The organism is Balneatrix alpica DSM 16621 (assembly GCF_000619885.1).
GTDB classification, from domain to species: Bacteria; Pseudomonadota; Gammaproteobacteria; order Pseudomonadales; family Balneatricaceae; genus Balneatrix; species Balneatrix alpica.
Genome location: NZ_JHUZ01000011.1, coordinates 1 through 12,016 on the forward strand (window position 1 = coordinate 1; position 12,016 = coordinate 12,016).

Annotated in this window: 12 protein-coding genes and 1 tRNA gene; 6 read left to right on the forward strand and 7 right to left on the reverse strand. The window is 54.6% G+C overall.

Features of this window, described 5'->3' with window-relative positions:
* Positions 1–76, reverse strand: a tRNA-Glu gene (locus Q334_RS0104045).
* A gap of 289 nt (positions 77–365) precedes the next feature.
* Between Q334_RS0104045 and Q334_RS0104050 the strand changes: the two genes are divergently transcribed.
* Together Q334_RS0104050 and Q334_RS0104055 are read left to right on the forward strand one after the other, a co-directional pair.
* Positions 366–1,130 (forward strand): hypothetical protein, encoded by a 765-nt coding sequence (locus Q334_RS0104050; RefSeq protein WP_155888951.1) that lies wholly within the window; start codon positions 366–368, stop codon positions 1,128–1,130.
* Complete coding sequence (locus Q334_RS0104055) at positions 1,123–1,731, forward strand: tRNA-uridine aminocarboxypropyltransferase (protein ID WP_027312095.1); 609 nt, start codon at positions 1,123–1,125, stop codon at positions 1,729–1,731. Before Q334_RS0104050 ends, Q334_RS0104055 begins: the two co-directional genes overlap by 8 nt.
* On the opposite strand, the gene Q334_RS17940 is transcribed toward Q334_RS0104055, so the two are convergent.
* From Q334_RS17940 to Q334_RS20400, 3 genes are all read right to left on the reverse strand, one after another.
* Positions 1,649–3,406, reverse strand: coding sequence for a GNAT family N-acyltransferase (locus Q334_RS17940; RefSeq protein ID WP_051527508.1), 1,758 nt, complete (start codon positions 3,404–3,406; stop codon positions 1,649–1,651). The two genes, Q334_RS0104055 and Q334_RS17940, sit on opposite strands and share 83 nt — an antisense overlap.
* Before the next feature lie 271 nt (positions 3,407–3,677).
* Entirely contained in the window at positions 3,678–4,118 is a 441-nt protein-coding gene (locus Q334_RS17945) for a tetratricopeptide repeat protein (protein ID WP_035460775.1), read from the reverse strand.
* A 67-nt stretch (positions 4,119–4,185) separates the two neighbouring features.
* Positions 4,186–4,353, reverse strand: a complete 168-nt coding sequence (locus tag Q334_RS20400) for a hypothetical protein (RefSeq protein ID WP_155888952.1) — start codon at positions 4,351–4,353, stop codon at positions 4,186–4,188.
* A gap of 108 nt (positions 4,354–4,461) precedes the next feature.
* Here Q334_RS20400 and hrpB point away from each other — a divergent pair, with 108 nt between their 5' ends.
* Entirely contained in the window at positions 4,462–6,873 is a 2,412-nt protein-coding gene (gene hrpB / locus Q334_RS0104070; RefSeq protein WP_027312096.1) for an ATP-dependent helicase HrpB, read from the forward strand.
* A 54-nt stretch (positions 6,874–6,927) separates the two neighbouring features.
* On the opposite strand, the gene Q334_RS0104075 is transcribed toward hrpB, so the two are convergent.
* Positions 6,928–7,773, reverse strand: a complete 846-nt coding sequence (locus Q334_RS0104075) for a sulfurtransferase (RefSeq protein WP_027312097.1) — start codon at positions 7,771–7,773, stop codon at positions 6,928–6,930.
* Position 7,774: 1 nt separating this feature from the next.
* Positions 7,775–9,082: a tryptophan--tRNA ligase gene (locus Q334_RS0104080; RefSeq protein WP_027312098.1), complete on the reverse strand. Its 1,308-nt coding sequence runs from the start codon at positions 9,080–9,082 to the stop codon at positions 7,775–7,777.
* Between the two features lie 278 nt (positions 9,083–9,360).
* On the opposite strand from Q334_RS0104080, the gene Q334_RS0104085 reads away from it, so the two are divergent.
* From Q334_RS0104085 to yaaA, 3 genes are all read left to right on the forward strand, one after another.
* On the forward strand, positions 9,361–9,648 hold the full coding sequence (locus Q334_RS0104085) for a hypothetical protein (protein WP_027312099.1): 288 nt from the start codon (positions 9,361–9,363) through the stop codon (positions 9,646–9,648).
* Between the two features lie 170 nt (positions 9,649–9,818).
* Positions 9,819–10,058, forward strand: a complete 240-nt coding sequence (locus tag Q334_RS0104090) for a DUF2789 domain-containing protein (RefSeq protein ID WP_027312100.1) — start codon at positions 9,819–9,821, stop codon at positions 10,056–10,058.
* A gap of 142 nt (positions 10,059–10,200) precedes the next feature.
* Entirely contained in the window at positions 10,201–10,980 is a 780-nt protein-coding gene (gene yaaA, locus Q334_RS0104095; protein WP_027312101.1) for a peroxide stress protein YaaA, read from the forward strand.
* Positions 10,981–11,066: 86 nt separating this feature from the next.
* On the opposite strand, the gene Q334_RS0104100 is transcribed toward yaaA, so the two are convergent.
* Complete coding sequence (locus Q334_RS0104100) at positions 11,067–11,957, reverse strand: Tim44 domain-containing protein (protein WP_027312102.1); 891 nt, start codon at positions 11,955–11,957, stop codon at positions 11,067–11,069.
* Between the last annotated feature and the right edge of the window lie 59 nt (positions 11,958–12,016).

Genomic DNA, 12,016 nt, shown 5'->3' on the forward strand with positions numbered 1-12,016 from the left:
TGGCGTCCCATAGGGGGTTCGAACCCCTGTTACCGCCGTGAAAGGGCGGTGTCCTAGGCCACTAGACGAATGGGACATTCCACACCACAACATCAGCAGCGGTGCGGGCGCGTATACTACCCAGGCACCCATACAGGGTCAAGAGGCAGAACAAAAAAAGCTGTATTTGTTTGCGTTACCCCGCCACTCCCACGCAATCCCACGTCTAGACTAGACCCAATTAGCTGGATGCTATAAAAACACCTATGCTTTATTTGATTTCAGGTATATTGGCGCCCTCTCACTTGTACTGTCTCGAAGTATTAAAGGGTGCAATAGCAAAGCCGATAATGGCAAGACACTAGCCCGGAGTGGATTCACAACACATGAATTCCGCGTATATCGCTGTTCTTATAGTACTAGGCGTACTGGCGCTGGTCGCCATGGCAATGATCGGCCAGTCGATTGAGAATGCCAGACAGCGCAAATTACAGCGCATCATTGCCATCAAAGAGCAAATTCGTCATATCTATGCCGCCGTACAACAAACCCCCAAAGGCTTCCTACCTCCGGCTCTGAAACAGACTTTGCTCCAGCTCGCCATCGTGCGTCTAAATGAGCTGATAGTGCTGGAACCCAAAGACCCATTACATAAATCCATGCTAGGGGAATTGAAGTCCGAATTAGAATCTAGCCGGCAAGAGCCTGACGACCTCTCCCCACCTCCAATCTATTCGCAAAAACAAGCTACACAAATTAAGCGCCAGTTCTCCCAACTGAGTCAGACGCTGAAAAACCTTTATGAGCAACGCCTGATCCCTCCGCCGCAAGCACAGGCTCATATGCAAAGCCTAAAGGTCTACAGCAAGCTGATTTCTCTCGACTTAAGCCTGCTAACTGCACAACAGGTGGATACCCGCGGCAATTGGAAGAATGCTCGCCACATGCTGCTGCAATGTCAGCAAGGCTTGCAACAACTCAGCAAGTTTGTTGATGTCAGTGAGCGCCTGAATGGTATTACCGCCCGCATTCAAGAACTCAATGCCAAGCAAGACCGTGAAGTGCAAGCTAAACAAGCAGCTTTAGAGGCCGAGCTGAAAAAAATCGAAGACGAAGAAAATAAATGGCGAGTTAAGCAGGATTATGAGTAAAGCCTTTGCCGGGCACCCCTGTTGTTACCGCTGCACCCTTCCCCTTAGTCACTGCTGTTGCTTAAGCATTGCACTAGCACCAAGCAGCCTGTGTTGGACACTGCTGACGCACCCGCGTGAGTATCTGCGCCTAGACAATACCGGTAAGCTGGCCAAAGTCGTGCTCCGCTCAGGCTGCCAACGCATACGTTGGCAACGGCAAATGCCGCCCCTTCAGCTACCTCAACCAAGCTATCTGATCTTTCCCAATGAGACCGGTCAGCCTCCCCTCACTTTGGAGCAGATTCCATCCCCTGCTGGGATTAACCTGATAGTGCTGGATGCCACCTGGCAAGAAGCACGCAAAATGTTGCGTCAGAGTACCTGGTTACAACGCTTGCCTCGCTTGCAATTAATGCCTGAACAATTATCTCAATTCCGTTTGCGCCGTCATCAGCAAGCAGGCCACCTGTGCACAATAGAGGCAATGGCCCTTGCCCATTTACAATGGTCCGAGCCCATACAGAGTGCAGCTCTACTTAAGCAGCTTGATCGCTTTCAACACCATTATCAGGCTTGGCAGAGCGGCCATCCTCCTGTAAATAACGCCGACGCTTCTTAGCCGTTAAGCGACTTAAATCCACCAGCACCAAACCATCAATGCAGTAACCGAAGTCAGGATCAACCCCAAAATCGAGAAAACGTACCCCACCCGGCTCACATACCTCTGTATATTGTTTGTACAGTGTCGGCACCGTCACACCTAAATGACTCAAGCGCTCCTTAAGCTCAATAAAATCCTCAGCATAGTTATTGCCACTGAATAACTGCTGCAACCAAACCTCATCTTCTACCTTCCCCACAAAAGGCACCTTTGCCTGAGCTAAATATTCAGGATCAGCAAAGTAGACTTGATAAAAGCGTACCAGTAACTGCCGAGCCATCAGCGGATAAGCCTGACTGATACTGACCGGGCCAAACAGATAACGTACCTGTGGATGATGGCGTAAATAGGCCCCCAATCCCTGCCATAGATAATCCAGACTACGCTTGCCCCAGTACTTGGGCTGCACAAAACTACGGCCCAATTCGACCCCTTGCTCGAAATAAGGCTGCATATCAGGTCGATAACGAAACAGTTGTGCTGAGTACAGCGGCTGACCGCTCTGCAATAACTTACTTACCTCTGCCAGCCGATAAGCACCGGCAATCTCCAGATCTTCCTCGTCCCATAACACCAAATGGCGGTAGTAATGATCAAAACTGTCTAAGTCGAGTTTCTGCCCTGTCCCCTCCCCGACCTGACGAAACGCCAGCTCCCGCAAACGGCCAATCTCTTTCATCACCGGCGAGTCCGGCTGATAGTCATAAAGATAAATTTTCTTACCGTCTGCGGTTTGCCCCAGACAAGGCGCCAATGCCAAGGCTTTCTTGACCGCCTGACGCTGCTGTGGATGGGCAATGGTGTTCTCCGTCACAAATAGTGGCTTGCCCTTTTTACCCAGTCGGTAGACATGTTTTTTCACCAGCTTAGCCACCATTTGATTCGGCAAAGGCAAGGCTCGCAGTTGCTCTATGGGGATGGGCTGACCAACACGCACCTGCAATTCCCGGTTACGCTGCGCAAACATCTCATGGGCCAGCAATAAAGTGGAAAGAGGCTTGTACAACATAGATAAGGCATAGAACATCCAGGAATTACGCCCCTGTACATGCACAGGTAACACCGGCGCATTGGCTTTGCGGGCAAACAATAAGAAGCCAGGTTGCCAGCGGCCATCTTTGATGCCATCCCAACTGGCACGAGATACCTCCCCCGCCGGAAAGACAATCACCGCCTCTTCTCGCTGCAGCGCCTGCAACACACGCTGAATGGAACGCTTATGTCCCTGGGCACTCAGATTATCGATCGGTAAAAACAGAGACTGCAGGGGGCTTAAATGGCTGAGTAAGTCATTGGCCAGAATACGCACATCAGCACGCACCTCGCTAACCAGTTTCAGCAACGCCAAGCCATCTAACGAACCCAAAGGGTGATTAGCAACGATGACCACCCGACCAGTGGCAGGAATATTAGCCTTGTCCGCATGGGAGAGACGGTAACTGAAGTTGAAGTACTCCAATACCTTATCGAGGAACTCAAAACCTCGTAGCCCCTGGTGCTGTTGCAGAAAGCGATTAATTTCCCGCTCGTGAATCAAACCACGTAGCAACACCAGTGAAGGCTGCCGCCACCAGCTGGCCGCTTCGTTAAAGTTGGGATACTTCTGCAGCAAAGCCTGCTCGATGTTGAGCATGGTGTCTCCCCCTGGAAATTTCCGGTTGGAGATCACATTAGAAAGTTAAGATGACATTTTAATGGCCGGTCCCCCGAGATAGACCGACCCAAGACTGGGAACTTTACCGCTGATAACCTGACTAACTTTTTACCTTTGCAGCGCAGCCTGTGCTGCAGCACCCCTGTTCTATTCCCCTTCGAAGCATGGATGACCTGGAACAGGGGTCTTTTTTTAGACCATGAAAACGCCGCTGCCCCATCAAGGGGCAGCGTGCTGTCTAAGCAGGCCGTTAAAAAACCGGCGGTAAACGATTGAGCCAGCGACTGGCTTGAAAGCTATCCTGCCCCAAACCCAGCTCACCATGCTGATAGGCTTTCGCAATGCGGCGGATGGCCAAGGCATGTCCTTGTTCTGCTGCTTTCACATACCAATCACACGCCTGCACAGGATCACAGAATAGGTCTTGATCACCTTCTTCCAGCAGTTTACCCCATTGGTATTGCGCTTTAGCTTCACCCGACTCTGCCGCCAGACGCAAAAAACGGGCACCTTCAGCCCGCGCTTGACGCCCCTGCCCACGAAACCATAACCAGTGACCATATTCACTAGCAGCCCTGGCATGACCACGCTCGGCACACCAATGCATCATTCGCAGTGCCAGCGGCCCCTGTTGATAACGTAACAACAGGCGTGCGAGGGGAAAACTCATACGCGCTAACCAAACTGCCATCCTTCTCTCCCCGTTAGGCAACCCGCGGGTCCGGGTTGCCACGAGAATATAAGATACGCTTGACTCGCTAGCGATGAAAGGGATGATGCCGCGGGCTGGGCCGCTGTGGTGGACGGGACTCCGGGTCCATCCCCATCGCCCGGGCAAAGCGCGCCCGCATCCATTCCATTCGCCGCTCCCGCTCTCGGGCACGCCGACGAGCAAGAAAAACTGAGTACTCGATTACCTGTGCCATAGTCTTCTCCCTCGGGTTTTGCCCGTGCTTTGTTTATGATGAGTGCTGAACAGGCGGAGCGAACACTTGCGCCTTAACTTTCTTATGTTGTCTGTATTCGTAAATCCAATGACCGCTGACGCCCTTCCCATCGAATCTGTCATTCCCGAGTTAGTTAGCCAACTCGAACAACACACCCGTGTCATCTTGCAGGCCGCTCCGGGGGCCGGCAAAACTACCCGGGTTCCGCTGGTGCTGATGGCTCAACCCTGGGCGCAAGGACAGCGCATCCTGCTGCTGGAGCCCCGCCGCATTGCCACCAAGCATGCTGCCGCCTATATGGCACAAAGCCTGGGAGAACCCCTGGGACAGCGTATTGGCTTTCGGGTACGCCAGGAAGCTAAGGTCAGTCAGGCAACCCAGGTAGAAGTCATTACTCAAGGGATCTTGATTCGCATGCTGCAGGATGATCCCAGCCTGGAGGGAGTGGCGGCTGTTATCTTCGACGAATTCCATGAACGTAGTCTGGATGCCGACCTGGGGTTTAGCCTCTGCCTGGATGTACAACGCAGCCTGCGGCAAGACTTACGCCTGTTGGTGATGTCCGCCACCCTGGATACCGGCGGCCTGCGTCAATTACTCGGTACAGACTGCCCGATGCTGGAATGCCCAGGTCGCAGCTGGCCGGTCGAAACCCACTATCGACCGGGCTCAACACAGCAATCTCTGGCGGAGCAAGTGCGCCTCTGTGTGCAGGAAGCCTTAGTCGATGCTCAAGGCGACATACTGGTCTTCCTACCTGGCCAAGCCGAAATTCGTCAATGTGAAGCCGCCTTAGCAGACTTAGCGGTGCAGCTAACCCCCTTACACGGTCAGCTTAGCCTGCCCCAGCAACAACAAGCCCTGGCGGCACGACAAGGCAGTCACCCCAAGGTCATCCTCAGCACCAGCATTGCCGAAACCAGCCTCACTATCGATGGGGTCGACACCGTCATTGACAGTGGCTGGCAACGTTTACCCCTGTTTCAGCCGCGGTTAGGCATGACACGTCTGGTTACCCGCCGCTGCAGCCAAGCCAGTGCAGAACAACGACGCGGACGCGCTGGACGCCAAGGCCCCGGCCGCTGCTATCGTTTATGGAGCCGTGAGCAACCCTTAATCCCTCACCAGGATCCGGAAATTCTGCAGGCGGATCTCGCCCCCTTAGTGCTAGAGCTATTAGCCTGGGGGGTCAAACAACCCCAGCAGCTAGACTGGCTTACCCCTCCTCCGGCCGCGGCCTTTGCTCAGGGGCGTCAACTGCTGATGCAGTTAGCCATGTTGGATGAGCAGGGCAGCCTGACAGCATTGGGACAGCAGGCACAACAACTGGGCACGCATCCACGTTTAGCGGTGATGTTGGTACGCAGCCAAGCATTACAGGCGGAGGGCTTAGCTGCCTGTCTGGCAGCGTTGCTTGAAGAAGGCAGCCAGCAAAGCAGTACCGACATCCGCTCAGCCCTACTGCACCCCAGCCCTTTGCAACGGCAGCAGGCACAACGCTGGGCAGACAAACTCGGCGTGAAGCCAGACTGGCATCCCAGCCCAAAGGTAGGAGAGCTACTCGCACTGGCCTTTCCCGAGCGCATTGGTAAAGCACTGGAGCCTGGACGCTGGCAACTCGCCAGTGGCCAACAGGCCTGGATCACTGAACAGGACAGCCTGGCCCGCCAGCCCTGGATTGTGGCCGTAGAAGTAGATGGCAACCCAAGCCGGGTACGGGTTTATCTTGCTGCCAGCCTAGATGAAAGCGCACTGGCACGGCTGTACCCCAGTAGTCAGCAATGGCAACAACGGGTGGAATGGAATGAGCAGGAAGGCCGGTTACAGGCCTGGCAAGAACAAGCCTGGTTAAAACTCTGTCTGGCGCGCAAACCACTGCCACAGATTCCACCACAACTTAAGGTTCCAGCCTTACTCGATGCGATTCGACGTCGAGGTCTCGGTACCTTGCCCTGGCAGGATACTAGCCGCCAACTGCTCGCCAGACTCAAGCTACTCCAAGGCCATCTGCCTGACTGGCCCTGCTGGGATGACGCCAGTCTGCTCGAACAGTTAGAGGATTGGCTGGCCCCCTACTTGCAAGGGATGCATCGTCTACAAGATCTTAACAGCCTGAATCTGCCCGGCCTGCTACTCAACCGCTTAAGTTGGCAACAGCAGCAGCAACTTGAAGAGTGGGCCCCTAGTCATTTTCAAGTACCCAGCGGCTCCCGCATTGCCATCGACTACCAGGCAGACCCTCCTGTGCTGGCAGTCCGCCTACAGGAAGTCTTTGGCCTTGAGCACACCCCCAGTGTCCTCAAAGGTCGGCTACCCCTGTTATTACACCTTCTCTCCCCTGCCCGCCGGCCCATTCAGATCACCCAGGATCTGGTTAGCTTTTGGGCCCAGGGCTACCACCAGGTACGTAAGGATTTAAAAGGGCGCTACCCCAAACACTACTGGCCAGACGACCCCTATCAGGCAGAGGCGATTAGCGGTGTGCGACCACGTCGTTAAAAACGCCTAAGGGCCAGACGATAAAGGCGCCACTGGGGCGCCTTCACGAAGCTATTAACCTGTTGCCACAGGTCGGCCAGGATCCTGGCACCATTCACTCCAGGAGCCCGGATAAAGACGACTGCCACTCAAACCGGCATGTTCCATAGCCAGCAGGTTATGGCATGCCGTGACCCCCGAGCCACAGTAGTGCACCACCTCCTTCGGGCTACGCTCCCCTAGTAATTGCTGCCATTCAGCGCGCAACTGATCGACACTCTTAAAGCGCCCATCGGCTTGCAGATTAAGCTGCAGGGGCCGGTTTAATGCCCCCGGGATATGACCTGCCACCGGATCAAGCGGCTCCACCTCACCACGGAAGCGTTCAGGGGCACGGGCATCCACCAGCATCCAGCGCTGCTCTTTTAGCTGTGCCAAAACTTCCGCTAGGCTCCGTTGGCCCAACAACGCCGCCTGAGGTTGAAAATCACTCTGCACACAGGGAGGGATTTCCTGCTGCTGCGCAGCGGATGCGGTTAACCAGGCTTGCCAGCCGCCATTGAGTACCGCCACCTTGGCATGCCCCAGCGACTTTAACAGCCACCATAGCCGCGCTGCCATCGCGCCCCCCATATCGTCATAGGCCACCACCTGGGTATCCGCACGGATTCCCCATTGCTGTACCCTGTGCAAAAAGTCACTTGGCTGCGGCAAAGGGTGACGACCACTACCTGGAGTTAACGGCCCGGACAAATCCTGATCAAGGTGAGCATAGCGTGCGCCAGGAATATGCCCCTGCTGGTAAGCCCGCCGCCCTGCTTCGGTATCGGTCAGATTAAAGCGGCAATCCAGGATGCACCAATCCTCATGCTGCAGATGGGCCTGCAGGGTACTCACATCAATCAGGGTATGGGGGTTCATCTCACACCTCCGCCAACCAAGCCTGGACTAATTCCAGCTTCAGTTTCAGCGCCTTCTTGTCCTTCTTGCTGGCCGCTTCCAGCTCCTGCTGCAGCAGCTCCTGCAGTTGCTCCAGGGTTAAGCCCTGCTGTTGCTGACGCACTCGCAGCTCAGCGCCAGCCTCCGCTTTGGCCTGTTCTTCACGCTGACGGGCAATCTCTTGCGCCCGGGCTTTACCCGCTTCCAGCTTCTCCAGCTCCTCTTCACTCAACTCTTTTTTACTGTCCCGGGTTTGCTCGCTGTGCTGACGCAACTGACGATTGAAGGCCTGTAAACCCACCGCCTCACGTACCTGCTCCAGGAAGGGAGTCGCAATAGCACGGGCTTTTTCCGCTCCCTGTAACAACACCTCCTCCAAATAAGCCTGATCAGCCATCAAGCGCTGGTACTCCTGACGTGGCCCACGTAGCTGTGCGTCAAGGAATTCAAACAACTCCTGCTTCAGGCTGCCCCAGGCAATGCCTTCGGCAAAACGCTGACGCATCTGCTCACGTTCCGCCTGGCTGGCAAAGGCAGCGTAAATTTCATACAGGGTGCTGCTATCCGGATCTTTAGGTTCACCCGGTTCACGGGAGTCGGTTTTAATCTGGGCAACCAGTTTGCGTAGCTCATCCGCTTCACAAAACAGTGGAATCGTATTGTTGTAGCTCTTGCTCATCTTGCGGCCATCCAGGCCCGAGAGCACCGCGACCTCATCACTCACCACCGCCTCAGGCAGGGTAAAGAGGGGGGCATAGGTGTGATTGAAACGCCCGGCAATATCACGAGCCATTTCGATGTGCTGAATTTGATCCTTACCCACCGGGATTTGCTCAGCGTTAAACATCAGGATGTCCGCCGCCATCAGAATCGGGTAGGAGAACAGCCCCATGGTCACCCCATCATCCTGATCTTCTTTGCCAGCCTGGGTGTTGTCATCGACGGAGGCTTTATAGGCATGGGCACGATTCATCAGCCCTTTGCCGGTCATGCAGGTGAGGATCCAGGTGAGCTGCGGAATCTCAGGAATATCAGACTGACGATAAAAGGTCGCTACCTTAGGATCCAATCCCAACGCTAACCAGGTGGCAGCAATTTCCTGACGCGAGCGAAATACCCGTTCAGGCTCGTGGCATTTAATCAGCGCATGGTAATCCGCCAGAAAATAAAAGGAGTGCACATCCTGATTACGGCTGGCATCAATAGCCGGGCGAATCGCCCCCACATAGTTACCAAGGTGGGGGGTGCCTGTAGTGGTAATACCGGTCAGAACACGAGTCTTCTTAGTCATCCTGTCACTCTGCAGACAAAGAGGCGAATAGGTAAAACGGGCTAACGCAATACACACTCAGCATATTGCGAAGGCAGCCGAGCTTGGCAAAAAGTCGTTAAGCCTTGGCGTTGTTCCGGCTTTTTGGCAAGCTTGCCCATGGTTTAAACGCGCCCAGGCTACTCTTATAGCCAGACCCACTTCGCTCGTTCATTGGTTTATTGCTTCGGGGCTGGCAGAGTAGCACACTCGGGCAGCTGGCGAGAAATGCCCTTAGTCAACAATAGGACGCTCCGCTCATGGACACCGCACAACTGGCTTCATTGATACTGACAGCACTAGCCTTAGTACTTCTGATTTGGATTAGCCTGAAAAGCCGTCCGGGCTCTCCCAAGGAATGGTTAGCCACTCTGGCAACTTGGTTGCTCGCCCTGGTGATAGGACTGGTCGCCTATAGCGCCTTGCAACTGCTACTCGATAGCCAGGGTAAAAGCCTGCCGGATCTTGCCATCCCGGTGGTGATCATCGCCGCCGCCCGTTTGAGCCTGCGCTGGGCACCACTGTGGGTCAATAAACCCAAGCTGTAACCCCCTTTGCTTTGCCACTAAGCGTCCCCAAATAAGTAGCGAGCATCGCCACGAAAAACCGTCATCGCTGGTTGTATAAGTTCACCAACAATGGCGCTTAATCGGCGGTAATGCTCGCTATCCTACGTAAGGCATCGGAATGCAATCCTGACCTTTTAACGGGAGGCAAAATGGACACTACCCCTCACACGCTGAGTACACTCTTTGCCCAGCTTGGACTCGACTCCAGCAGCCAGGCCATCAATCAATTCATTCGTCAGCAAGGCCCACTACCAGATGATCTGCCACTGGAACAAGCAAGTTGCTGGAACCCTGCCCAAGCACGTTTTATCCAGGAAGCCCTGGCGCAAGACTCCGATTGGAGTGAAGTAGTCGATGAGCTCAATGTATTAATGCGTCGTCGCCATTAAGCGCTATCAAGTCACCTGAGAGAAGCCTGTCCACTGGCTTCTCTCAACACTGCCAGCCCCTTCTGAGTGCTGACGCAGCCTTACCCTGGCCTCCACTTAACACTCTAGGTAGACTGCTGCTTCACTCAGATGGAGCCCTGTTATGCTTGCTGTGATTTCACCTGCCAAAACCCTGGATTTCGAGACACCGGCTCACACAGCCCATTGCAGTCAACCAGACTTTCTTAACGAAGCCAGTGACCTGATTGAGCAACTACGCCCCCTCACCCCCGCACAACTGAGCCAGTTAATGAGCCTGAGCGACAAGCTCGCTGCTCTCAATGTCGCCCGTTATGCCAACTGGCAACTGCCCTTTACTCCAGCCAATGCCAAACAGGCCGTATTGGCATTTAAAGGAGACGTTTATCAGGGATTGGATGCCGCCACGCTAAATGAGGAGGAGCTTGCCTATGCGCAGCAACACTTGCTGATACTGTCCGGGCTCTATGGCTTGCTACGCCCCTTGGACTTAATCCAGCCCTACCGACTGGAGATGGGAACCGCCTTTGCCAATTCCCGTGGCAAAGATCTTTATGCCTTCTGGGGCAAGCGTCTGACCGAGGCCCTGAACCAGCGTCTGCAACAGCAGGAGCAACAGGTCCTGATCAACCTGGCTTCCAATGAATACTTTAAAGCCATCCAGCCTAAACAACTGCAGGGGCGTTTAATCACCCCCGTCTTTAAGGATCGCAAAAACGGCCAGTACAAAATCATCAGCTTCTACGCGAAAAAAGCCCGCGGGCTGATGTGCCGTTATCTGATTGAGCAACGTCCTGACCGGGTCGAAGCCCTGCAAGACTTCAATTACCAGGGTTACTACTTTAGCCGTCAAGATTCCCAGGGGGATACCTGGACCTTCCTGCGGGAAGAGCAAGACTCATAGCTCCACCCCCATGGCCAAAAAACAACAGCCCCGCTTAGCGGGGCTGTTGTTGATTTCTAGCTGGTGAGCTTAACAGCAAGCCGATCTCAGTGCTGCTGAATCCCTTCGATCTGCCAGGCACCCTGGGCATTATCCAAAGGCTTGCTCAGATGCCACACTTCACTGAACTCTGTCGTTGGCCCCTGTTGCTCTTCACGTACCCAGCCGGAGAACTGCAGGCTGACCACCGCCATGCCATTGACCTCCTGGTAGTTGATCAGATCCACCATCACGGACTCAACATCGGTATGTTGGGGACCGGCTAAAGCCTCACGCTCGGCTTTCAACTGAGCAAACAGCTCCGGGGTCATGTAGTCCGCCAGGGTGGCATAGTCTGCCTGATCCCAAGCACGCTGCAGCTGACGGAAGTGGTTACGCGCCTCTTCCAGGAAAGCGTCTTTTTTAAACCAAGCCGGGGTTTGGATATCAGTGGCCAGCTCGGCCATCAGACCTTGCTCCCCATTACCAAAATGGCCAGCACGCATGGCAGGGCTACTCTGGGGTTCAGGCGTAGCAGGCTGCTGATAGGGCTGAGCGGCCCCCGCGCCAGCATAAGCAGGCTGAGCTTGTTGCGCCGCCGCTGCCTTACGCTTAAACAGGCGGAACAGCACAAAAGCAATCACGGCGATAATCAGAATATCCATCAAGCCGATACCGTCGAAAGCCCCACCGAAGAACAGTGCTCCCAACAAACCACCCGCCAGCAGTCCCCCCAGCATACCGCCCATCAAACCGGACTTTTTCGGTGCTGCAGTAGCGGTGTTAGTCGGAGCAGCGGTCGGCTGGCTGGCTTGTTTCGGTGCATAGGTCGGCTTCGCCGGAGCAGAGTAGCTCTTACCAAAACTTTTGCCGCCACCAAGTTTGGCTGCCTCCACAGGTTGCAGACCCAATGTCAGCAGCAAGCACAGGCTGGAAAACAGGGTTACAAGCGCACGCATGTATTTTTTCTCCTCAAGCGTTGATCGCACCAATATAGGGCCAGCCCTGGCCAATAAAA

Excerpts from the sequence above, each read along its gene's own strand:
- Q334_RS0104050 (WP_155888951.1), top strand. The coding sequence starts at position 366 with ATGAATTCCGCGTATATCGCTGTTCTTATAGTACTAGGCGTACTGGCG.
- Q334_RS0104055 (WP_027312095.1), top strand. The coding sequence starts at position 1,123 with ATGAGTAAAGCCTTTGCCGGGCACCCCTGTTGTTACCGCTGCACCCTT.
- Q334_RS17940 (WP_051527508.1), bottom strand. The coding sequence starts at position 3,406 with ATGCTCAACATCGAGCAGGCTTTGCTGCAGAAGTATCCCAACTTTAAC.
- Q334_RS17945 (WP_035460775.1), bottom strand. The coding sequence starts at position 4,118 with ATGGCAGTTTGGTTAGCGCGTATGAGTTTTCCCCTCGCACGCCTGTTG.
- Q334_RS20400 (WP_155888952.1), bottom strand. The coding sequence starts at position 4,353 with ATGGCACAGGTAATCGAGTACTCAGTTTTTCTTGCTCGTCGGCGTGCC.
- hrpB (WP_027312096.1), top strand. The coding sequence starts at position 4,462 with ATGACCGCTGACGCCCTTCCCATCGAATCTGTCATTCCCGAGTTAGTT.
- Q334_RS0104075 (WP_027312097.1), bottom strand. The coding sequence starts at position 7,773 with ATGAACCCCCATACCCTGATTGATGTGAGTACCCTGCAGGCCCATCTG.
- Q334_RS0104080 (WP_027312098.1), bottom strand. The coding sequence starts at position 9,082 with ATGACTAAGAAGACTCGTGTTCTGACCGGTATTACCACTACAGGCACC.
- Q334_RS0104085 (WP_027312099.1), top strand. The coding sequence starts at position 9,361 with ATGGACACCGCACAACTGGCTTCATTGATACTGACAGCACTAGCCTTA.
- Q334_RS0104090 (WP_027312100.1), top strand. The coding sequence starts at position 9,819 with ATGGACACTACCCCTCACACGCTGAGTACACTCTTTGCCCAGCTTGGA.
- yaaA (WP_027312101.1), top strand. The coding sequence starts at position 10,201 with ATGCTTGCTGTGATTTCACCTGCCAAAACCCTGGATTTCGAGACACCG.
- Q334_RS0104100 (WP_027312102.1), bottom strand. The coding sequence starts at position 11,957 with ATGCGTGCGCTTGTAACCCTGTTTTCCAGCCTGTGCTTGCTGCTGACA.